The following is a 20,066-nucleotide window of genomic DNA, read 5'->3' as shown; positions in this document are numbered from 1 at the left end:
CCTCCCTGTTTGACTGGTCTGATCAGTCAGACCTCAGCTTTGCAGGCAGGTTCCCCTATTTAATGAGGACAGAGCCAAAAAACTATGGGGACAGGTGCTCGGTCGCAGTAGCGGCCAGCCAGCCACCTCCCATGGCGCGGTACAGGTCAACGGAGGCGACCAGGATGCGCGTTTTCAATTGCAGCAAGCCCACGTCGGCGCTGTACAAGGTGCGCTGGGCGTCGAGTTCTTCCAGGTAGGAAGCGTAGCCATTGCGGTAGCGGTTGTGCGCGATGCGCAGGGTTTCTGCAGCCGTGGCGCGCCGGGCCGCATTTTCCACCGCCTGCTGCTGCAGGCGATGGATGGCGCCCAGGCTGTTTTCCGTTTCGGCAAACGCATTCCTCACCACGTTTTCATACGCATAGGCCAGCTGGTCGCGCTGGGCACCGGCCGCATCGGTCTGCGCCTGTACCCTGCCCCCATCGAACAGGGGACCGGATACCAGCGCCGTCAAATTCCACAGGGCGATGGGTGCATGCACGAAATCGTGCAAGGTCGTCGTCTGGCCTCCGCCAGCGGCACTCAGCTTGAACGAGGGCAGCAGCTGGTCGCGCGTAGCCGCCAGGCTGGCGTTCGACGCGGCCAGGTTATGTTCGGCGCGCGCGATATCAGGGCGCCGGCGCAGCAGTTCGGACGGCAGCCCGGCCGGTACCGGCGGCGGTGTCAGGCTGGCCAGCTCCCTGCCCCGCACCACCGTCCCGGGATTGCCGCCGACCAGCACCGACAGCGCGTTTTCCTGTTCAAAAATCTGCCGCTGCAACTGCGGCACCTGTTCGGCCGCCGCATGGTATTCCGACTGCGCCTGCAGCCATTCCAGCTGCGAGCTGTAGCCGACCTCATACTGCTTGCGAGCCAGTTCGCGCGACTGCTCGCGCAATTGCAGGGTCGATTCTGTCAGCGCCAGTTGCGCATCGAGGCCGCGCAGGTTCAGGTAGGCCGTGGCCACGCTGGCGGCGATCGACAAGGCGGCCGCATCGAGGCTGGCCTGCTCGGCGCGATAGCTTTCGCCCGCCGCGTCGCGCAGCTTGTCATCCCTGCCCCAGACATCGATTTCATAGCTGGCCTGCAGCTCGGCCTGGAAGACATTCGTCATGTACGGCGCGCCCGTGTAGTCCAGGGTGCGCGTGCGGGTGGCCGAACTATCAAAGCCAACGGCCGGCGCGCGGTTGGCATTGGCTTGCGCCAGGCGCGCGCGAAATTCCTGCACCCTGGCGCGGGCCACGCGCAAATCGCCATTGCGGAGCAGCGCGGTCACCACCAGCTCGCTCAATACCGGGTCGCCAAACGCCTGCCACCACAGCTGCTCGACGTGGGCCGCCCCCGCTGGCGCGGCCCCGGCCTGTGCGCGCCAGCCGGAGGGCAGTTGCAGGCTTGACGCCGGCTGCGGCGGCGCCTTGGCTGCGCAGCCGGCCAGCGCCAGCGTGCCAGCGACGAGCAATTGGCGGCGCTTCATGGCGCAGCCTTCACTGGCGATTTTTTCGGTGGAGGTGGCGGCGGCGCCGGATTGGTCGCCGAATCGTTCAACATGGCCGACGTATCGACGCTGACCACCACCGACATGCCGGGCACCAGCCGGCGCGCATTGGCCTGGCCCGCATCGATGCGGATGCGCACGGGAATGCGCTGGGCGATCTTCAGGTAATTGCCGGTCGCGTTATCGGGCGGCAGCACGGAAAATTCCGAGCCCGTGGCGGGCGAGATACGCTCCACCTGCCCCGTCAGCACGGCGCCGTTCAGGGCGTCGACGTGGAAAGTGGCGCTCTGCCCTTCCTGCACGCCGTTCATCTGCGTTTCCTTGAAATTGGCGATCACCCACATCTGGCGCGGCACCAGCGCCATCAGCTGCGCGCCCGAATTGACAAAGGCGCCCTCGCGCACCGTCACCTGTCCCAGCTGGCCGTCATAGGGCGCCACGATGCGCGTGTTATCGAGATCGATCTTTGCCGCTTTCACGGCGGCCTGCGCGTTGGCGACAGCCGCTTCCAGCGCCTGGCGGTTCACCACCACCGTCTGCACGTTCTGCCGGGCGATATCGAGATTGGCCTTCGCCTGCGCCAGCGACGCCGCCATCTGCGCCTGGGTGGCGCGCGACTGGTCGTGTTCGCGCTGCGACAGCGAGCCGTCGGCCACCAGTTGCTCCACCCGGTTCAGATCAGCGCTGGACTTGCGGGCCTGCGCTTCGGCATTGGCCAGCGCCGCCTGGTTGACGGCGATGCCTGCTTCGGAACTGGCCCGCTGCTGCGCCCAGTTCGACAAGGCAGCCTGCTGCGCCGCCAGCTGGGCCTGCGCCTGTTCATAACGCTGCTGATAGGTGCGGTCATCGATACGCACCAGCAGCTGGCCCGCCTTCACATCCTGGAAGTCCTGCACCAGCACTTCCGTCACATACCCGGACAACTGCGTGCCGATAATCGTCACCTGCCCCCGCACGGTGGCGTTTTCCGTGGTGACGATGGGGCTGGTGAAGGGCGGCAACCGCCAGGCATACAACACGATCAGCACACCCACCAGCGCCACCGCCGCAAAGGCGATGGCCGACAGCCACTGGTGGCGGCGGTCCGGCTGCGGCGGCGTCAAAGGGGCAGCAGCAGGGGCAGCGGCGGCAGGTGCCGCTTGAGAAGGTGCTGGCGTGGTCTGGTTATCTTCTGTCATTGCTCGGTTCCGAATTGGTAATGGGGACGATGGCCATGGCGCTTTGCGCATCATGCACGGGACCCACCAGGCGCCGCGCGCCGATGGTGATGCTGGTCCAGAACTGGCTGACCAGCAGCCATAGCAGCGTCGCGATGGCGACGCCCGCGATCATCAGGAAAACGTCGTTATAGGCCAGCACGTTGGCTTCGCGCGTGGCGGCAGCGCCCAGCCGCGCCACGCCCTGGGCGCTACGCAGGCTGGGGTCGGCCAGCACGCCGCCGTATGCGGCCGCGCCCGACTGCACGCGCACGGCCACTTGCGGATCGAGCATGGTCAGGTGTTCCACCAGGTAGCTGGAATGGTATTTTTCGCGCGCCGTCTGAATGGTGCCGACGATGGCCGACCCCACCAGGCCGCCCATATTCTGCGTCATGGTAAACATCACGGAAAAGCTGACCAGGTTGCGCGGTTCGGCAATCACGGCGCCCATGCCCGCCACCATCGTGGGGCCGATGAAATACGTGCCGCCAAAGGCCAGCAGGAACTGGCTGATGTACATATTGGCGGGCCGCGTCTGGCTGGTGGCGTGCGCGTCAATCAGCGCGCCGATGGCAATCAAAGCCAGCGCAAACATCAACGAACGGTTCAGGGTGGCCGGGTTGATGGTGATGGCGCTCAACAGCAGCCCCGCCACGCTGCCGCACAGGACGACGATGAACAGGTTCTGCATCTGGTCCGTGTTCAGGTTCAACGCCTGCAGGAAACCCACGGCGCCCGTCGATTCGGACAGCACGATGCGAAACAGCAGCACCGACAAGAACAGCTTGGCGATCTTGCCCGTGGTGAGCCAGCGCGTGTTGAGCAGCGGCCGCGCGCGGTTATGCTCGATCGCCAGCGCGGCGGCGATCAGCACGATGGAACACGCCAGGCAAACGCCAACCCAGCGCGCCTCCAGCCACCAGGCCGTACGGCCCTGCGCCAGTACGGCGCACAACAGGGCCACGCCGGGCGCGAACAAAATAAAGGTGAGGAAGTCGAGCGGTTCAAACGATTGCACCCGGTCGCCGGGCGGCAGTTTCAGGGCCAGCACGCAGCCCAGCGCCACCAGCGTCAAACCGAGTTCGAAAAGATATAAACCGTGCCACTCGCCGATCTGCAGCAACTCGGACGTAAACACGCGCGCCAGCGGCAACGCCAGCTGGGCAAAACCCAGGCCCAGCACCACGCCCTTCAGGCGGTGCCGCGCGGGAAACGCCTGCAAGGTGTAATACAGGCCCAGCACGCCCAGCGCACCGCCCACCATGCCATGGGCGGCGCGCACGGCGATGGCCGACGGCAGGCTGTTCGCATACAGGTGGGCAAACGTCACCAGCGCATACAGCACCAGGAAAATTTCGGTAAACAGGCGCAAGCCGAACTGCTGGCGAAACTTCACCAGCAGCAAATTCATGGACACGATGGTCATCACGTAGGCGGCCGGCAGCCATTGCATCTCGGCCGCATACGCGCCCAGCGAGCCTTGCAGGTTCAGTATATTGGCCGTCACCAGGCCATTGCCCAAACCACCCGTCAGCGCGACGATCAGGCCGACGACAAAGTACGCGACGCGTTTCGGCGTCGTGTGTTCGGGCGTCGATGGGGAACCGGGCAAACTGGGGCGCTCTCCGGGCGCCCAGTTCCTGGGAGTGTAGGCATCCTTATCCATACGGCAAGCATATCACTGCAAGCCGTTTGCACTGCTTAAATTAACGAGTGGTTGATAAGTAGTGTGGCAAAAAAACTGGGGTCAGACCCGGCGGGTCTGACCCCGGAATTCACACCCGCGGCGGATCCGTCTCCCGCGCAAAATGCCGATGTGCGGCCAGCGCGTGCTTGAAGGCTGCCACGGCTTTCGCCAGGTCGCCCGATGCCGCGACGATGATGGACGGGTCGGGCTTGCCGTCAGGCAGGGTCACGGGCACGCCAGCGTGGTCCAGCAAGCCCTTGCCCGCAGCTATCACCAGCATGGGCTTGCAGTGGCGATATTGCAGGCGCACGAAGTCGAGTGCGTTGGCGTCGCCGGCCAGTTGCTGCGCGCCCGCGCCGTCGGGTATCACCACGGCGTCGAACAGCACGGACGGCCCCGTCTCCAGTGACACTTCCACGGCCAGCGGCGCGCCGCCGCTGGTATCGACCTTGCCCAAATGGCTGCCAAGCAAACGCGGCACGGCGCCATCGGCCAGCAGGGACGCGTAAATGCTGCGCGCTTGCCCGCCATCGCTGCCCGGCCCCACCAGGATAGCCACGCGCAAGGTATGGATGCCCGTCTTGCCGGGGCGGAAAGTGAGCGACAGTTCCGGCGAGGGTGGATAGCTGGGGATAGGTACCACAGTCGCCGTCGGCAGCGGTGGCGGCAAGGCCAGGCCCAGGCCATCGGCCACCCTTTGCGCCAGGGTTTCATTTACATTGCGCAAGCCGGCCAGCATGCGCAGTCGGATGGCGATCGTCTGCACCTTGCTCAGCTCGAAGCGAAACGCATGCACGATATGGTCTTGCTCGGTGGCCGTCTGGCTGATCCAGAACAGCCGCGCCTGGCCATAGTGCTCGGCGAATTTCTCGGGCTTGCCGCGCACCTTGTCGCCCTCGGTGGGGGCAGGAAAACTGTTGAATCCCTTGCTGCCTGCCTGGAACGGGCAGCCACCGGCCAGCGAATTGGGCTCATACGCCACCCGGCCCCGGTTGATGGCCTGCCGGTGAATACCGTCGCGCTGGTTGTTGTGCAGCGGCGCGAGTGGCGCATTGATGGGAATTTCATGGAAGTTGGCGCCGCCCAGGCGCGTGATCTGCGTATCGACATAGGAATGGATGCGCCCCTGCAGTAGCGGGTCGTTACTAAAATCGATGCCGGGAATGATGTGCGCGGTGCAAAACGCCACCTGCTCCGTTTCAGCAAAGAAGTTGTCGGGATTGCGGTTCAGCACCATCTTGCCGACGGGGATCAGGGGCACCAGCTCTTCCGGTATCAGCTTGGTCGGGTCGAGCACGTCAAACGGAAACGCTTCGGCCTGTTCTTCCGTAAACACCTGGAACGCCAGCTCATACTCGGGATAGGCGCCGCACTCGATGGCTTCCCACAGATCGCGCCGGTGAAAGTCGGAATCGGCGCCGCTGAGCTTGACGGCCTCGTCCCACACCAGCGAATGCGTGCCCGCCATCGGCGACCAATGGAATTTGCAGAACACGGACTGGCCCTTGGCATTAACCAGGCGGAACGTGTGCACGCCGAAACCCTGCATCATGCGAAAACTGCGTGGAATGGCGCGGTCAGACATGACCCACAGCAGCATATGCGTGATTTCGGGCGACAGCGAGGCAAAATCCCAGAAGGTATCGTGGGCGCTGGCCGCCTGCGGGATGCCATTGTTGGGCTCTGGCTTGACGGCGTGGATCAGGTCGGGGAACTTCATCGCGTCCTGGATAAAGAAAACGGGAATGTTGTTGCCGACCAGGTCCCAGTTACCCTCGTCCGTATAAAACTTCACGGCAAAACCGCGCACATCGCGCGCCGTGTCGGTGGAGCCACGCTCGCCAGCCACCGTGGAAAAACGCACGAACACGGGCGTACGCTTGCCTGCCCTGGCAAATGGCGCAGCCCGCGTCAGCTTGCCCTGCTCCTTGTAGCATTCGAAATAGCCGTGGGCAGCAGATCCGCGCGCATGTACGACGCGCTCGGGAATGCGCTCATGGTCGAAATGCGTGAGCTTTTCGCGCAAGATAAAATCTTCCATCAAGGTCGGGCCGCGCAGCCCCGCCTTCAGGGAATTTTGATTATCGCCTACGGGCACGCCCTGGTTGGTGGTCAGCACGCAGCCGCTGTCGTCGGCGCGGGCACGGTCGAGCGCAGCATTTTGCGCATTCTGGCCCAGCGCTGGCTGGCCCTCCCCCACTTTCGGCGAGGCCGTATGTTCACCTGCCGTGCTGGCCGTGGCCAGGGCTTCCCCCACGCTGACATGCACGCCTTCGGCTGGCGTGCGCGCCGCCTCGCCGAACTGGCCGGCCAGGTTGGGGTTATCTGGCATGGCGTCAGACAAGGCCTGGCCGGCGGCCGCCTTGTGCAGCAGGCCGCTGGCGTCGGCGGCCTTGCTGCCCAAGCTGCCTGGCGGCTCGCTGCTGGAAGGGCCGGACTGGGTGCTCAGGACCGAGCCTGCGCCATCGGTGGATGGCGGTTTTTTGCTGTTGCTGGCCATAACATCTCCTGGTGTGTTCTTGCAGAGAGGGCTGCCCGCCCGCACACCAATAGCTCAGGATGATGTCAGCGCACAGCGATCAACATAATGACGAGAAGGGAAAACTATTCCCCGGTAATAACAACAATTGCCATCCTCTTCACCGTGCTTGACGCCATAGTGAGATGGGCGCCGTACCGGTTAGCCATCACAGCAAACCGGTGCGGCGCCCATCAAAGCATCCAACAAATGAGCACAGGCTTATTTGCGCGAACTCAACAGTTTCGATAATCCATAACCTGCAGCGGCGGCGATCAGCAGCGACACGGCCGGACGCTCACGCACATACTCGCGGCCCGACTCCCCGGCGCGCTGGCAGGCCGCACCTAACTCCTTGCCGCGTGTCAACAAACGGGAGGATGCCTTGGAGACGCTATCGCTGGCTTGCTCGATGGCATCACCTACCTGGTCCACACCATCGTGGGCGCGCGTGGCCACCTTGTCGACCAGCGGCTGCGCCTGGTCGGCCACTTTATCGATGGTGCTATGCAAGTCCTTGCGGGCATCCTGGGCCGTACCGTTGAGATCGGAGCTGGCTTTTTCAATCGCATTCATGATGGCATCCTTTTTGTAGTGAATAAAGTTGGCTGACTCTGGTGTTCACAATAGGGCGATTGACGATCACACACCGTGCGCTGCCTCACCTTCACGTGCATGGCCATGAAAAAACCCGCCGGCCTGATGGGGGACGGGCGGGTTTCGAGGGTTTTCAATGCGGCAAGAATACTGGGCCAGGCCGACCGGCGCGCTCAAGAAGCTGTGACTAATGCTGGCGCATAAGCCGGTGGCGAAAAGGGGGTTGGTGATTTAGTACACTAACAGATAACAAAAAACCCGCTAACTTTTGCAAGTTAGCGGGCTTTTTGATGAAACTTGGTGCCGCTTGCCGGAATCGAACTGGCGACCTTTTCATTACGAATGAACTGCTCTACCAACTGAGCTAAAGCGGCGAAGACCCGTATTCTACAAACAATGCACAAAATTTGCTAGAGTCAACGCAAACTTTTTTCGTTTTTCCGGGCGACGCGTGGTTACGCCGCCCAACGTCGCGTAAAAACGCGCTTATTCCGCGTGGTAGGCCGTCACGCGGGCGACTTCGTCTTTCGAGCCCAGGAACACCGGCACGCGCTGGTGCAGCTTGTGCGGGGCGATGTCCATGATGCGCTGCTTGCCGTCGGTGGCGGCGCCGCCCGCTTGCTCGACGATGAAGGCCATCGGGTTTGCTTCGTACATCAGGCGCAGTTTGCCCGGCATGGAAGTATCGCGCAGGTCGGCCGGGTACATGAAGATGCCGCCGCGGTTCAGGATGCGGTGCACGTCGGCCACCATCGAGGCGATCCAGCGCATATTGAAGTTGGTGCCGCGCGGGCCCGTGTCGCCGGCCAGCAGTTCATCGACATAGCGTTTGACAGGCGGATGCCAGTGGCGCGCGTTCGACATGTTGATGGCGAATTCTTTCGTCGTCGGCGGGATCTGCATATTGCTTTGCGTGAGTACCCACGAACCCATTTCGCGGTCCAGGGTGAAGCAGTTCACGCCATTGCCGAAGGTCAGTACCAGCATGGTTTGCGGGCCGTACACGGCGTAGCCGGCGGCCACCTGTTTGGCGCCTGCCTGCATGAAGTCCTGCTCGGTCGGCTCACCCATGCCTTCCGGCGCTTTCAGCACGGAGAAGATGGTGCCGATCGAGACGTTGACGTCGATGTTCGACGAGCCATCCAATGGGTCGAACAGCAGCATGTATTCGCCTTTTGGATAGCGGTTCGGGATCGGGTGGATCGATTCCATTTCTTCCGACGCCATGGCCGCCAGGTGGCCGCCCCATTCGTTCGCTTCCAGCAGGATTTCATTGGAAATGATATCCAGCTTTTTCTGTACTTCGCCTTGCACGTTTTCCGTGTCGGCCGTACCCAGCACTTCGCCCAGGGCGCCCTTGCTGACGGAGTGGCTGATGGTCTTGCAGGCGCGCGCGACGACTTCGATCAGCAGGCGCAGTTCGGCCGGAATGCTGTTGTTCGAGCGCTGCTCTTCAACCAGGTATTGCGTAAGACTGATGCGTTTCATGAAACCCCTTAAATAAGTGTTTAATACGGCTGGGGTCAGACCCGACGGGTCTGACCCCGGAATTAATTTGCCAACGCCTTGCTGACCACTTCCCGCACGTCATTCGACAAGCTGGCCTGGCCGGCGACTTTTTCCAGCGCCGTGCGCATATGCTCTTGCAGGGCAGGCACGTAACGGCGCCAGCGGTCCATCGAGCGGGCCAGGCGGGCCGCCACTTGCGGGTTCAGGGCGTCGAGCGCGATCACCTGCTCGGCCCAGTAGGCGTAGCCGCTGCCGTCCGGTGCGTGGAATTGCGATGGATTGCCATTGGTAAAATTGAAGATCAGGCTGCGCGCGCGGTTTGGATTCTTCAGGTTGAAGGCGCTGTGCGTCATCAGCTTGCGCACCCCGTCCACATCGGTGGTGGGTGCGGCCGCCTGCATGGCGAACCATTTGTCGATCACCAGCGCTTCGTTTTCAAAGTCGGCATAGAAGCTGGCCAGCGCCGCTTGCGCGTGGCTGGTCGAGCCGGAATGGATCAAGGCGCCCAGGGCGGCGGCGCGGTCGGTCATGTTGCCGGCGCTGTCGAACTGCTGCTGCGCCAGGGTCAGCTCGGAGGCTTCCGGCGCGATCAGCAAATAGGACAGTGCCAGGTTTTTCAGCGCGCGCTTGCCGGCCGACAGGGCGTCCGGGCTGTACTCGCCCGGCGTCTGGTTGGCGTGATACTGCGCCAGCAGTTCCGGCTTGAGGGCCGCTGCCAGGGTGCGGCGCATGAATTTGCGGGCCGCGTGGATCGCTTGCGGATCGACTTGCGCCAGGCGCTCGGCGATGATGGTTTCCGACGGCAGAATCAGGGCCAGTTCGCGGAAGGCCGCGTCCAGCGTCTCGTCGGCCAGCAGCGCGCGCTGCGCTTCGATAAAGGTCTCGTCCAGGGCCAGCGTTTCGCCGGCAGCGACAGCCGCCGTCAGTTTCAGCAGGCGCTCCATGGCCAGGCGCTGGCCCGCTTCCCAGCGGTTGACCGGGTCGCTGTCGTGACGGAACAGGTGCAGCAGTTCGGCATCGCTGTAATCGTATTCCAGCACCACGGGGGCGGAGAAATCGCGCAGCAGCGATGGCACGGGCGCTTCTTCCACGCCAGTAAAACGGAAGGTTTGCGACGCTTGCGTCAATTCCAGCACGACGCTGGTGGCGCCATGCGAGGCCAGGCCCTCCACCCGCAGCGGCAGGTCGCGGCCATCCTGGTCCAGCAGGCCGACGGTGACGGGGATATGGAAAGGCAGCTTTTCTGCCTGGCCTGGCGTGGCGGGGCAGCTTTGCGTCAAGGTCAATTCAAACGTCTTGCTGGCGGCGTCGTACTGGGTGGAGGCTTTCAGCACCGGCGTGCCGGCCTGGCTGTACCAGCGTTCGAACTGGCTGAAATCGCGGCCATTCGCGTCTGCCATGGCGGCGCGGAAATCGTCGCACTGCACCGCCTGGCCATCGTGGCGCTCGAAGTACAGGTCCATGCCCTTGCGGAAGCCATCGCGTCCCACCAGGGTCTGGTACATGCGCACCACTTCCGCGCCTTTTTCGTAGATCGTCACCGTATAAAAGTTATTGATCTCGACAAAAGAGTCGGGACGCACGGGATGGGCCATCGGGCCTGCATCTTCGGGGAATTGCGCCTGGCGCAGGGTGCGCACCTGGTCGATGCGCGTGACGGCGCGGCCCGTGTCGGTACCGATCATGTCGGCCGAAAATTCCTGGTCGCGGAACACCGTCAAGCCTTCTTTCAAGGACAGCTGGAACCAGTCGCGGCAAGTGACCCGGTTGCCGGTCCAGTTGTGGAAGTATTCATGACCCACCACCGCTTCGATGCCCGCGTAATCGACGTCGGTCGCCACGCGCGAATTGGCCAGCACATACTTGGTGTTGAAGATGTTCAGGCCCTTGTTTTCCATGGCGCCCATATTGAAGTCGCCCACGGCCACGATCATGAAGCGGTCCAGGTCCAGCTCCAGGCCGAAACGCTCTTCATCCCAGGCGATGCTGTTTTTCAGCGACTGCATGGCGTAATCGGTCTTGTCGAGATTGCCGTCTTCCACCCACACTTGCAGCAGCACTTCGCGGCCCGATTTCAGGGTGTAGCGCTCTTCCTGGCAGACCAGGCGGGCGGCGACCAGCGCGAACAGGTAGGACGGCTTCTTGAACGGATCTTCCCACTTGGCGTAATGGCGGCCGTCACCGAGGTCGCCCTCTTCGATCAGGTTACCGTTCGACAGCAGCACCGGGTATTTATCCTTGTCGGCGCGCAACATGACGGTGTATTTCGCCATCACGTCCGGGCGGTCCGGGAAGAAGGTGATGCGGCGGAAACCTTCCGCTTCGCACTGCGTGAAGAAATTATGGTTCGACACATACAGGCCCGACAGCGAGGTATTGTCTTGCGGCGACAGCAAGGTTTCGATATCCAGCTGTACTTCGTCGGGCGCCTTCGGGATGGTCAGGCTGCTGGCCGTCAATTTGTACTGCGATGGTTTCAACAGCTTGCCGTTCAGGCGCACTTGCACCAGTTCAATATGTTCACCGTGCAATTCGATGCTGCGGCTCTTGCTGGCCGGGTTGTGGCGCATGCTGATCCGGCTCGCCACTATCGTGCGGGCGGGATCAAGATCGAAACCAAGTTCGACACTGTCGACCAGGAAGCTGGGCGGCGTGTAGTCTTTGCGATAAATCGTCTGAGGGCTGTCTGTGCGCATAGGGATTGGAGTGAGAGCGGGGGCGAAGTCCTATTTTACCAATACCAGCCCGCCAGCGCCCGATTCGCAGGCGATTCCAGGGGCAGGCTTGAGATTTACTTACTCCAGTACATACCGGGTAACAATCTGTAATAATGAATGGCAATGGAATGGCGTAGTCTTACACTACAAGGCGATGAATTGCGTCTACTAATGTATTGCATCTTTTTATTTAGGAGATCATGCAATGAGATACCTGGCTATTTTAATGACTGCGCTGACCGTGATGCTGACCGGTTGCGCCACCACCATCAGCAGCGATGTGACGGCCTTCCACGAATGGCCCGCCAACCTGCAGGATAAATCGTATGTGTTCGTCACGCCATCGCCAGAGAACGATACGCTGGAATACCGCAACTACCAGAACCTGGTGCGCGCCGAACTGGCGAAACAGGGTTTTGGCGAAGCGTCCGGTCCTGACAGCGCCAACCTGCGCGTGACGATGGGCTTTTCGACCACCGACTTCCCTGAACGCGTGCTGCAAGCCGATCCCTTCTTTTATGGTCCTGGCTACTGGCCTGGCCGCTATGGCTACCGCTACGGCGCATGGCCAGGCTACGGCCGCTTCGGCTACAGCCCCTTCTTCTACGGCCCGATGGATGTGGAAGAAACCGTGCGCCATAAATACGAACGCGAGCTGCGCGTAACGATCGATGACCGCAGCGGCAAGAAACTGTATGACGTGACGGTGCAGTCGTCCAGCACCAAGCGCGCCACGCCGCAAGTGATGCCAGCAATGGTGGCCAGTGCCTTTGCCGACTTCCCCGGCCGCAGCGGGGTTCCACGCAAGGTCGACGTCAAGGTTGAATAAACTGCGGCGCTCAAGAAAAACCGGCTTGTCAGCCGGTTTTTTTACGTCCACGTCTTACGAGTAATACGCTTCGGCCGACAAGGTGATCACGCCGATCAGCCCTACTGCCAGGATCAGCACGATCAGCAGGCGGCCGAATTTCGGCGAGCCGTCGCTATTATCTTCACCGCTGCCGCTCATGGCAGGATGATGGTGGAACCGCTGGTCTTGCGCGCTTCCAGGTCGGTATGCGCCTGCGCGATATTGGCCAGGCTGTAGCGCTGCTTGACCTCGATCTTCACTTCGCCGCTATTGACCACGCCAAACAGCGAGTTGGCCATCTCTTCCAGATTGGTGCGGTTCGAGGCATAGCTGAACAGGGCCGGGCGCGTGATGAACAGCGAGCCGCGCGAGGCCAGTTCCGTCAGGGCGAATGGCGGCACGGGGCCGGAGGCATTGCCGAAGCTGACCATCATGCCCAGCGGCGCCAGGCAATCGAGCGAACCGATGAAGGTATCCTTGCCGATGGAATCGTAGACCACGGAGACGCCCTTGCCGCCGGTGATCTCGCGCACGCGCTCGACGAAGTTTTCCGTGTTGTAGTTGATGACGTGGGTAGCGCCATGGGCCTTGGCCAGCGCCACTTTTTCATCGGAACCGGCCGTGCCGATCAGGTTGACACCCAGCACTTTCGCCCATTGGCAGGCGATCAGGCCCACCCCGCCAGCGGCTGCGTGGAACAGCACCGTGTCGCCCGCCTTCAGGGCCACCGTGCGGTGGAACAGGTATTGCACCGTCAAGCCTTGCAGCATCATGGCGGCGGCCGTATCGAAGCCTATGCGCTCAGGCAACACCAGCAGCAAGGCGGCCGGCAAGTTGCGCTGCTGCGCGTAAGCGCCATTGATGCGCGCAGCGTAGGCCACGCGGTCGCCTACTTTGACTTCCGTCACGCCCTCGCCCACCGCTTCGACGATGCCCGCGCCTTCCACGCCCAGGCCCGACGGCAGCGGCTGCGGATACAGGCCGGTGCGGAAATACACGTCGATGAAGTTCAGGCCGATGGCTTCGTGTTTGACGCGCGCCTCGCCCGGGCCGGGCGGCGGCAGTTCCACATCGACATACTCCATGACTTCCGGACCGCCCACGCGCTGTATGCGGATGGCCTTGGTGGTAATCGTTGCACTCATGATGCTCTCCTTTAAACTCAGGCCGCTGCCCTGGCCTGCGATTGCAATTGCGACAGCACCAGATGCGCCGTCGACAGATTCGTTGCGCAAGCCACGTTATGCACGTCGCAGGCACGTACCAGGGCGTTGATGTCCGGCTCATGCGGCTGCGGCGTCATCGGGTCGCGCAGGAAGATCACGCAATCGATCAAGCCTTCCACCAGCAGGGAGCCGATCTGCAAGTCGCCGCCGAACGGGCCCGAATGCTTGCGCTCGACCGTCAAGCCCAGTTCGCTGATCAGGCGGCCACCCGTGGTGCCCGTAGCCGACAGTTCGCAGCCTTGCAGGAAGTCCAGGTATTCGCCCGCCAGGGTAATCATGTCATCTTTTTTCTTGTCGTGGGCAATCAAAGCGATGCGTGTTTTCATGATGGGTCCGTGAGGTTGTAAGTGAGTATGTAAGTGAGTAAGTTATTTCTTCTTCGACAGCATGTAAATCCCGGCCAGCACCAGGCTGGTACCGGCCAGTTGCCAATTGGTAATCGGCTCATCAAGGATCATGGCGCCCAGGAACAAGGTCGAGACGGGGCCGATCATGCCCGCCTGCGAAGCGACAGGCGCGCCGATGCGCTCGACGGCGATCATGGTCATGAAAACGGGCATCACCGTGCACAAGATACCATTGACCAGGGACAAGCCGTACACGGCCGTGGGCTGTATCAGCAGCGACACGGGGCGCAGGATAAAGAACTGGGCGATGCAGGCAAAGCTGGCCACGCACATGGCATAACTGACCAGGCGCATGGAACCGATGCGTTTCACCAGTTCGCCGGAACCGAGCAGGTAGACGGCGTAGGCGCAAGCCGAGCCCAGCACCAGGGTCGAACCGAGCACGATATTGCTGGCGCCGCCCTGCAGGTCATGCACGAACACCAGCACGATGCCGCAATACGAGGTCAGCAATGCCAGCCACTGCAGGCGGCTGATGGTCTGCTTGAAATACACGGTGGTAATCAACAGCACAAACGTGGGCGTGAGGAACAAAATCAGCCGCTCCAGGCCCACGGAAATATATTGCAGCCCCAGGAAATCGAGATAGCTGGACAGGTAATAGCCGACTAGGCCCAGGCCGATCAGGCGCAGCCGGTCGCTATTCGATAGCGGCGGTTCGGTACGCATTTGCCAGTAAGCGATCACTGCAAACACGGGTAGCGAAAAAATCATCCTGAAGGCGATCAGGGTGACGGCGTCGATCTGGTAGCGGTACAACAGCTTGGCAACGATGGCCTTGGTGGAAAACAGCACCGCCCCGCCCACCGCGATGGTCAAGCCACCAAGATAGAGGGAACGGGAAACGGATGGGGGGGAAGTAGGCGGGGAACTGGAGCTCATGCCCAGATTGTAAGGCAAAATCCGGGGTCAGACCCGCCGGGTCTGACCCCAGCCCTTGCTTTGCGGCTAAGTTTTAAGAAACCACCACTGCCGCCGCCCCTGCCGTCACCGTGGCCGTCGTCACCCGCGCAATCACCTGGGCCGGCGCATGCCCGGCCACCAGCTTGTTGACTTGCTTGAACTGCGCCACCAGCTTGCCCGGCGTCAGGGTCACCACCGTATAACCCTGCGCATCCGTGTTCAGATGCTTGAGCCAGGGGTTGTTGCCCAGGCCAGACAATTGCTGCGCCAGTCCCAGCAAGCTGGTGTTGAAGTTAGTACTCGCTCTCAAGTCTGGCAGCACGGCGTCTACCGTGGCAGCCAGTTGTGCCTCGGGCACGCCCTTCGCTGCCAACGCCCCCTGCAACTGTACCCGCACCTGTTCCAGCAGGCTGTCCACGGTGGGCGTGGCCTTGCCCATGGTGTAGTCGAGCAGGTTGACATCGACATGCACGCTGCCCACGCCAGGCACGGGAATGTCTAGCGGATAACGGACCATGGCGCTGATCGCGCCCAGCTTGCCGGCGGCCGCGTTGAAATAGCTGAAGAAGGAATCCGAGCTGACACCGGCCGTCACCAGGTCGACGATCACGGGCGTGCCGCCACCCGGCAGGTCGAAATCGTCATTGACGGTGCCGACAAAAAAGGAGTGGATGTCGCCCGTGATGGCCACCACATTCTTGATGGCATGGTTTTTCAGGTGCGCCATCAAGTCCTTGCGCTCGCTGTTATAACCATCCCACTGGTCGCAATTGAGCAGAAAGCGGGTGAAAAATGGCGTCATGCCCGCTTGCTGGCCCGTTTCCACCACGAAGCGCGACGCCGCCTTGTTGGCCAGTACATCGGGCTTGATATAGCCGAAGGCGATCACTTGCGCAGCCGCCACCGGCGTGGCGCAGTTATAGGCCGCCACCGTCATACCCGCCTGGGCAGTGTTCAATCCAACCGCCACGGCAGCTGCATATTGCGCATCTGCATTGCCAGCTGCGGCAGCGATGGCCCTGGCGGCCGTCTGCGCCAGGCTGGCCGATGCGCCCGCCGTCGAGGCCGCCACTATGGCTGAAGCCAGCGGCACGCTATGGCCATCGCTCTGCATCGCGCCGGCGATGGCTTTCGCCAGTTTGGGCATGGCGCCCAGCGCCAGCAAAGTAGCGACCATCTCGCTGCCGTTCAGGCCCATGCGCAGCAACGACACTTCATTGCCCCACAGTTTCCAGGTGGCGGTCGATGCCAACATCTTGCTTTTCCACCACTCGCGCTGGGTGGTGCCCAGCATGCCCACGGCCGCCAGCGGATCGGTGCCCGCCTTGCTGGCGGCAGCCATCTTTTTGGCTTCCAGGCTGTCAAATACGGGCTGCGACACCAGGTAGCGGCTGCCGATGGCACCCAGCGGCTTGCCGGTGGCAGGGTTGATCGTGGCTTCGGGAATGATGTGGTCGGCGCGGTACAGGCGCTCATCCGTCATCACCAGCTGCATCAGTTTGCCAAACTGGAAATCGCGATAGATGCGGATATTCTGGAAACCGCTGGCATCCGCATCGAACAGTATGTCGGCCGGCATGTATTCAAACCAGGCCTGGCTGGCGCTGCGGCGCCGGTTGGGCTGGTGCAAATCGCTGCCATCGGGCGCCGTGATGCCTTCGTAGGTGGACGCATCTTGCCAGGCATCGTCCGTGAACTCATGGTCATCCCAGATGGCGATAAAGGCAAAGCGTTCATGCACGGCTTGCAAGCGCTTGTCGCTGCGGTACTTTTTGTACAGATAGCGGTAATCGGCCACGGTGGTGGCGTACTGGGCGCCCGAGTCACCGTGCATGAACGTGCCATCAGGAAACTTCAACCGGTCATGACGGCTTTCCACGGCACCGCTCTGGAAGGCTTCACCCACGGTTTCATAGATGTAATCGCCGAGGTGAACGATGAAATCGAGCTGTTCATGTTCGGCAATCTGCGCCAGTCCACCCCAGTGATTGACGCTCCAGTCCTGGCAAGTCAGGTAGGCAAATTGCAACTGCGATACGTCCGCCGTAGCAGCAGGCGCCGTCTTGAAGCGGCCCACGTTCGAGCGCACATCGCCGGCAATGAATTGATAAAAATACACTTTAGCCGACAGCAGACCCGTCACCTTGTGGCGCACGGTGTTATCAAACTCGGCCTTCAAAGGCAGGCTGGTATCGACGATGGGTTTGCCCAGCAGGGCCGTATTGCTCCCCAGCGCAGCCGTATTATCTGCTTCCACCACGACCAGGCGCACGGCGACAGCAGCCACACCGGCTGACGCAGGCGCGACAGGGTCAACGCTGGCCGGTACCACGCGCGTCCACAGCATGGCGCTGTCGGCGCGCGGGTCGCCGGACGCCACGCTTTGCGGGAAAGCCCAGTCAGCGCCCGCCGCCAGCGGCACGCCATCATCGCCCTGCAGCAGGCTGGCGCAGCCGGCCAGGCCCGCCGTCGCCACCGACACGGTCAGGAAACCGCTCAATGCACCGCCCAATTTCAGGAATTGCCGCCTATCCATATGACTTGCCATGATCTTCCGTTCCCGATATCCGCCGAAAGCGCGTCACTCTAGCAACAGAATGTGTCGGCTTGATGACCGCCACATGCCGCTTTGGAGGGTGCCGATATGCTAAAATGTCGGCCACAATTGAACACCCGTCTAAGGAAGATTCGACATGGCAGGACATAGCAAATGGGCCAACATCAAGCATAAAAAGGCTGCCACGGATGCCAAGCGCGGCAAAATCTGGACGCGCCTGATCAAGGAAATCACGGTCGCGGCCCGCATGGGCGGCGCCGATATCGCGGCCAATCCGCGTTTGCGCCTGGCAGTGGACAAGGCGGCTGACGCCAACATGCCTAAAGACAACGTCCAGCGCGCGATCAACCGCGGCAGCGGCGGCGTCGATGGCGCCAACTATGAAGAAGTACGCTACGAAGGCTACGGCGTGGGCGGCGCGGCCGTCATCGTCGAATGCATGACGGACAACCGCGTGCGCACAGTGGCCGAGGTACGCAACGCCTTCAACAAGAACGGCGGCAATATGGGCAACGAAGGCTCGGTCGCCTTCATGTTCCAGCACTGCGGCCAGCTGCTGTTCGCGCCAGGCACCGATGAAGACAAGCTGATGGAAGCGGCACTGGAAGCGGGCGCCGAAGACGTCATCGCCGACGAAGAAGGCGGCTTCGAAGTGCTGACCCCCGTGCACGACTTCGCCACAGTCAAGGAAGCGCTGGAAGCGGCCGGCTTCAAGGCGGAAGTCGCCGAAGTGATCATGAAACCGGCAACGGAAACCGTCTACACGGGCGACGACGCGGTCAAGATGCAAAAGCTGATCGATGCGCTGGAACTCCTCGATGACGTGCAGGAAGTCTTCACCAACGCCCTGATCGAGAACTAAGCAATCATTCAAGGGCGGCGCCGCTGCCCTGCCAACCTCACTGAACGAACACTCCCTATGAAAATTCTGGTAGTCGGCTCTGGCGGCCGCGAACACGCCCTGGCCTGGAAACTGGCCCAGTCCGAACGCATACAGATGGTGTATGTCGCTCCGGGCAATGGCGGCACCGCGCGCGATGCGCGCCTGGTCAATCTCGGCATCAGCGACCCGCAACTGCTGGCCGACTTCGTTCAGAAGGAACACATCGGCCTGACCGTGGTCGGCCCGGAAGTGCCGCTGGCAGCCGGCATCGTCAACCTGTTCCGTTCGCGCGGCCTGAAAATCTTTGGCCCGACCAGGGAAGCGGCGCAGCTGGAATCGTCGAAAGACTTCGCCAAGGCCTTCATGCAGCGCCATGGCATCCCGACGGCTGCCTACCAGACGTTTTCCGACGTCGCGCCAGCGCACGCCTACGTCGACGCCATGGGCGCGCCCATCGTCATCAAGGCGGACGGACTGGCTGCCGGCAAGGGCGTAGTGGTCGCCATGACCCTGGAAGAAGCACATCAGGCAGTCGACATGATGTTGTCCGATAACCAGTTCGGCGACGCCGGCGCGCGCATCGTGATCGAAGAATTCCTGGCCGGCGAGGAAGCCAGCTTCATCGTCATGTGCGATGGCAAGAACATCCTGCCGCTGGCTACCAGTCAGGACCACAAGCGCCTGAAAGACCATGACCAGGGCCCGAACACGGGCGGCATGGGCGCCTACTCGCCTGCGCCGATCGTCACGCCGGCCATGCATGCGCGCGTGATGCGCGAAATCATCGTGCCGACCATACAAGGCATGGCCAAGGACGGCATCACGTTCACCGGCTTCCTGTACGCCGGCCTGATGATCGACGACAAGGGCACGCCGAAGACGCTGGAATTCAACTGCCGCATGGGCGACCCGGAAACGCAACCGATCATGGCGCGCCTGAAAACGGACTTGCTGACCGTGATGGAACACGCCGTCAACGGTACGCTGGACGCCGTGGAGCTGGAATGGGACCGCCGCACGGCCGTGGGCGTGGTGATGGCCGCTGCCGGCTACCCGGACGACCCGGTCAAGGGCACGCCGATCGGCGACATTCCGGCCGAAACGCCAGACTCCGTCACCTTCCATGCGGGTACCCGCGTGGTCGACGAGCGCCTGGTCACCAATGGCGGGCGCGTACTGTGCGTAGTCGGCCTGGGCGACAGCATCAAGATGGCGCAGAAGCAGGCGTATGAAACGGTGGAAAAAATCCATTTCGACGGCGCCCAGTATCGCAGAGATATCGGCTGGCGCGGCCTGAAACACTAAAAAACCTATTGCGCGGCGCGCTTTGCGGCCTGCGATGCTCACTGCCTCGGCGGCCCCGTACTAAAATACAGGTCCGCGTCTCGGCCACAAATCGTTGCCGCTCGCTACGGTTTTTCCAGTGTTTCCATTCATCTACCCCCCATTTAGCCACAGCTTCCTGCCCCGGCCTATCACAAAAACCCGCAACAGGGTACA

15 protein-coding genes and 1 tRNA gene are annotated in these 20,066 nt (G+C 62.1%); 3 read left to right on the top strand and 13 right to left on the bottom strand.

From position 1 onward, the window contains the following. Positions 1 to 82: 82 nt before the first annotated feature. From ACL9RI_RS01540 to pepN, 8 genes are all read right to left on the bottom strand, one after another. Positions 83 to 1,492, bottom strand: coding sequence for an efflux transporter outer membrane subunit (locus ACL9RI_RS01540; protein WP_422724837.1), 1,410 nt, complete (start codon positions 1,490 to 1,492; stop codon positions 83 to 85). Further along, positions 1,489 to 2,691: an HlyD family secretion protein gene (locus ACL9RI_RS01535; RefSeq protein ID WP_422724836.1), complete on the bottom strand. Its 1,203-nt coding sequence runs from the start codon at positions 2,689 to 2,691 to the stop codon at positions 1,489 to 1,491. Before ACL9RI_RS01535 ends, ACL9RI_RS01540 begins: the two co-directional genes overlap by 4 nt. Then, positions 2,678 to 4,378 (bottom strand): MFS transporter, encoded by a 1,701-nt coding sequence (locus tag ACL9RI_RS01530; RefSeq protein ID WP_422724835.1) that lies wholly within the window; start codon positions 4,376 to 4,378, stop codon positions 2,678 to 2,680. Before ACL9RI_RS01530 ends, ACL9RI_RS01535 begins: the two co-directional genes overlap by 14 nt. A gap of 109 nt (positions 4,379 to 4,487) precedes the next feature. Then, positions 4,488 to 6,899 carry a catalase gene (locus ACL9RI_RS01525; RefSeq protein ID WP_422724834.1) on the bottom strand — a complete coding sequence of 804 codons (2,412 nt, stop codon included), beginning with the start codon at positions 6,897 to 6,899 and terminating at the stop codon, positions 4,488 to 4,490. A gap of 240 nt (positions 6,900 to 7,139) precedes the next feature. Then, positions 7,140 to 7,493 (bottom strand): hypothetical protein, encoded by a 354-nt coding sequence (locus tag ACL9RI_RS01520; RefSeq protein ID WP_422724833.1) that lies wholly within the window; start codon positions 7,491 to 7,493, stop codon positions 7,140 to 7,142. A gap of 319 nt (positions 7,494 to 7,812) precedes the next feature. Further along, positions 7,813 to 7,888 (bottom strand) — tRNA-Thr (locus ACL9RI_RS01515). 112 nt (positions 7,889 to 8,000) lie between these two features. Then, positions 8,001 to 9,002 carry a class 1 fructose-bisphosphatase gene (locus ACL9RI_RS01510; RefSeq protein ID WP_183675450.1) on the bottom strand — a complete coding sequence of 334 codons (1,002 nt, stop codon included), beginning with the start codon at positions 9,000 to 9,002 and terminating at the stop codon, positions 8,001 to 8,003. A 62-nt stretch (positions 9,003 to 9,064) separates the two neighbouring features. Next, the gene (gene pepN, locus ACL9RI_RS01505) at positions 9,065 to 11,719 is read right to left on the bottom strand and encodes an aminopeptidase N (RefSeq protein WP_422724832.1); all 2,655 of its coding nucleotides are present in this window, start codon (positions 11,717 to 11,719) and stop codon (positions 9,065 to 9,067) included. 247 nt (positions 11,720 to 11,966) lie between these two features. On the opposite strand from pepN, the gene ACL9RI_RS01500 reads away from it, so the two are divergent. After that, positions 11,967 to 12,569, top strand: coding sequence for a DUF4136 domain-containing protein (locus ACL9RI_RS01500; protein ID WP_422724831.1), 603 nt, complete (start codon positions 11,967 to 11,969; stop codon positions 12,567 to 12,569). A 54-nt stretch (positions 12,570 to 12,623) separates the two neighbouring features. Here ACL9RI_RS01500 and ACL9RI_RS01495 read toward each other — a convergent pair whose 3' ends face one another. The 5 genes from ACL9RI_RS01495 to ACL9RI_RS01475 all read right to left on the bottom strand — a co-directional run bounded on the left by ACL9RI_RS01495 (position 12,624) and on the right by ACL9RI_RS01475 (position 17,662). Continuing rightward, positions 12,624 to 12,749 (bottom strand): hypothetical protein, encoded by a 126-nt coding sequence (locus ACL9RI_RS01495; RefSeq protein ID WP_422724830.1) that lies wholly within the window; start codon positions 12,747 to 12,749, stop codon positions 12,624 to 12,626. Further along, entirely contained in the window at positions 12,746 to 13,735 is a 990-nt protein-coding gene (locus ACL9RI_RS01490) for a quinone oxidoreductase family protein (protein ID WP_422724829.1), read from the bottom strand. The genes ACL9RI_RS01495 and ACL9RI_RS01490 overlap by 4 nt, the downstream gene beginning before the upstream one ends. A gap of 17 nt (positions 13,736 to 13,752) precedes the next feature. Continuing rightward, positions 13,753 to 14,142, bottom strand: coding sequence for a methylglyoxal synthase (locus ACL9RI_RS01485; RefSeq protein WP_422724828.1), 390 nt, complete (start codon positions 14,140 to 14,142; stop codon positions 13,753 to 13,755). A gap of 42 nt (positions 14,143 to 14,184) precedes the next feature. Next, entirely contained in the window at positions 14,185 to 15,105 is a 921-nt protein-coding gene (locus ACL9RI_RS01480) for a DMT family transporter (protein WP_422724827.1), read from the bottom strand. 73 nt (positions 15,106 to 15,178) lie between these two features. Next, a complete protein-coding gene (locus ACL9RI_RS01475; protein ID WP_422724826.1) occupies positions 15,179 to 17,662 on the bottom strand; it encodes an alkaline phosphatase D family protein in 2,484 nt (827 codons plus the stop codon). 157 nt (positions 17,663 to 17,819) lie between these two features. Between ACL9RI_RS01475 and ACL9RI_RS01470 the strand changes: the two genes are divergently transcribed. Next, complete coding sequence (locus ACL9RI_RS01470; RefSeq protein ID WP_071322199.1) at positions 17,820 to 18,545, top strand: YebC/PmpR family DNA-binding transcriptional regulator; 726 nt, start codon at positions 17,820 to 17,822, stop codon at positions 18,543 to 18,545. 57 nt (positions 18,546 to 18,602) lie between these two features. Next, positions 18,603 to 19,871, top strand: coding sequence for a phosphoribosylamine--glycine ligase (gene purD, locus ACL9RI_RS01465; RefSeq protein WP_422724825.1), 1,269 nt, complete (start codon positions 18,603 to 18,605; stop codon positions 19,869 to 19,871). Positions 19,872 to 20,066: the final 195 nt, after the last annotated feature.

This window comes from Janthinobacterium sp. Mn2066 (assembly GCF_049319705.1).
Taxonomy (GTDB): Bacteria; Pseudomonadota; Gammaproteobacteria; order Burkholderiales; family Burkholderiaceae_D; genus Janthinobacterium.
This window is presented reverse-complemented; position numbering and strand designations above follow the sequence as displayed.

Bases quoted from the DNA above. Each gene is read 5' to 3' on its own strand.
- ACL9RI_RS01540 (WP_422724837.1), bottom strand. From the start codon at position 1,492: ATGAAGCGCCGCCAATTGCTCGTCGCTGGCACGCTGGCGCTGGCCGGC.
- ACL9RI_RS01535 (WP_422724836.1), bottom strand. From the start codon at position 2,691: ATGACAGAAGATAACCAGACCACGCCAGCACCTTCTCAAGCGGCACCT.
- ACL9RI_RS01530 (WP_422724835.1), bottom strand. From the start codon at position 4,378: ATGGATAAGGATGCCTACACTCCCAGGAACTGGGCGCCCGGAGAGCGC.
- ACL9RI_RS01525 (WP_422724834.1), bottom strand. From the start codon at position 6,899: ATGGCCAGCAACAGCAAAAAACCGCCATCCACCGATGGCGCAGGCTCG.
- ACL9RI_RS01520 (WP_422724833.1), bottom strand. From the start codon at position 7,493: ATGAATGCGATTGAAAAAGCCAGCTCCGATCTCAACGGTACGGCCCAG.
- ACL9RI_RS01510 (WP_183675450.1), bottom strand. From the start codon at position 9,002: ATGAAACGCATCAGTCTTACGCAATACCTGGTTGAAGAGCAGCGCTCG.
- pepN (WP_422724832.1), bottom strand. From the start codon at position 11,719: ATGCGCACAGACAGCCCTCAGACGATTTATCGCAAAGACTACACGCCG.
- ACL9RI_RS01500 (WP_422724831.1), top strand. From the start codon at position 11,967: ATGACTGCGCTGACCGTGATGCTGACCGGTTGCGCCACCACCATCAGC.
- ACL9RI_RS01495 (WP_422724830.1), bottom strand. From the start codon at position 12,749: ATGAGCGGCAGCGGTGAAGATAATAGCGACGGCTCGCCGAAATTCGGC.
- ACL9RI_RS01490 (WP_422724829.1), bottom strand. From the start codon at position 13,735: ATGAGTGCAACGATTACCACCAAGGCCATCCGCATACAGCGCGTGGGC.
- ACL9RI_RS01485 (WP_422724828.1), bottom strand. From the start codon at position 14,142: ATGAAAACACGCATCGCTTTGATTGCCCACGACAAGAAAAAAGATGAC.
- ACL9RI_RS01480 (WP_422724827.1), bottom strand. From the start codon at position 15,105: ATGAGCTCCAGTTCCCCGCCTACTTCCCCCCCATCCGTTTCCCGTTCC.
- ACL9RI_RS01475 (WP_422724826.1), bottom strand. From the start codon at position 17,662: ATGGATAGGCGGCAATTCCTGAAATTGGGCGGTGCATTGAGCGGTTTC.
- ACL9RI_RS01470 (WP_071322199.1), top strand. From the start codon at position 17,820: ATGGCAGGACATAGCAAATGGGCCAACATCAAGCATAAAAAGGCTGCC.
- purD (WP_422724825.1), top strand. From the start codon at position 18,603: ATGAAAATTCTGGTAGTCGGCTCTGGCGGCCGCGAACACGCCCTGGCC.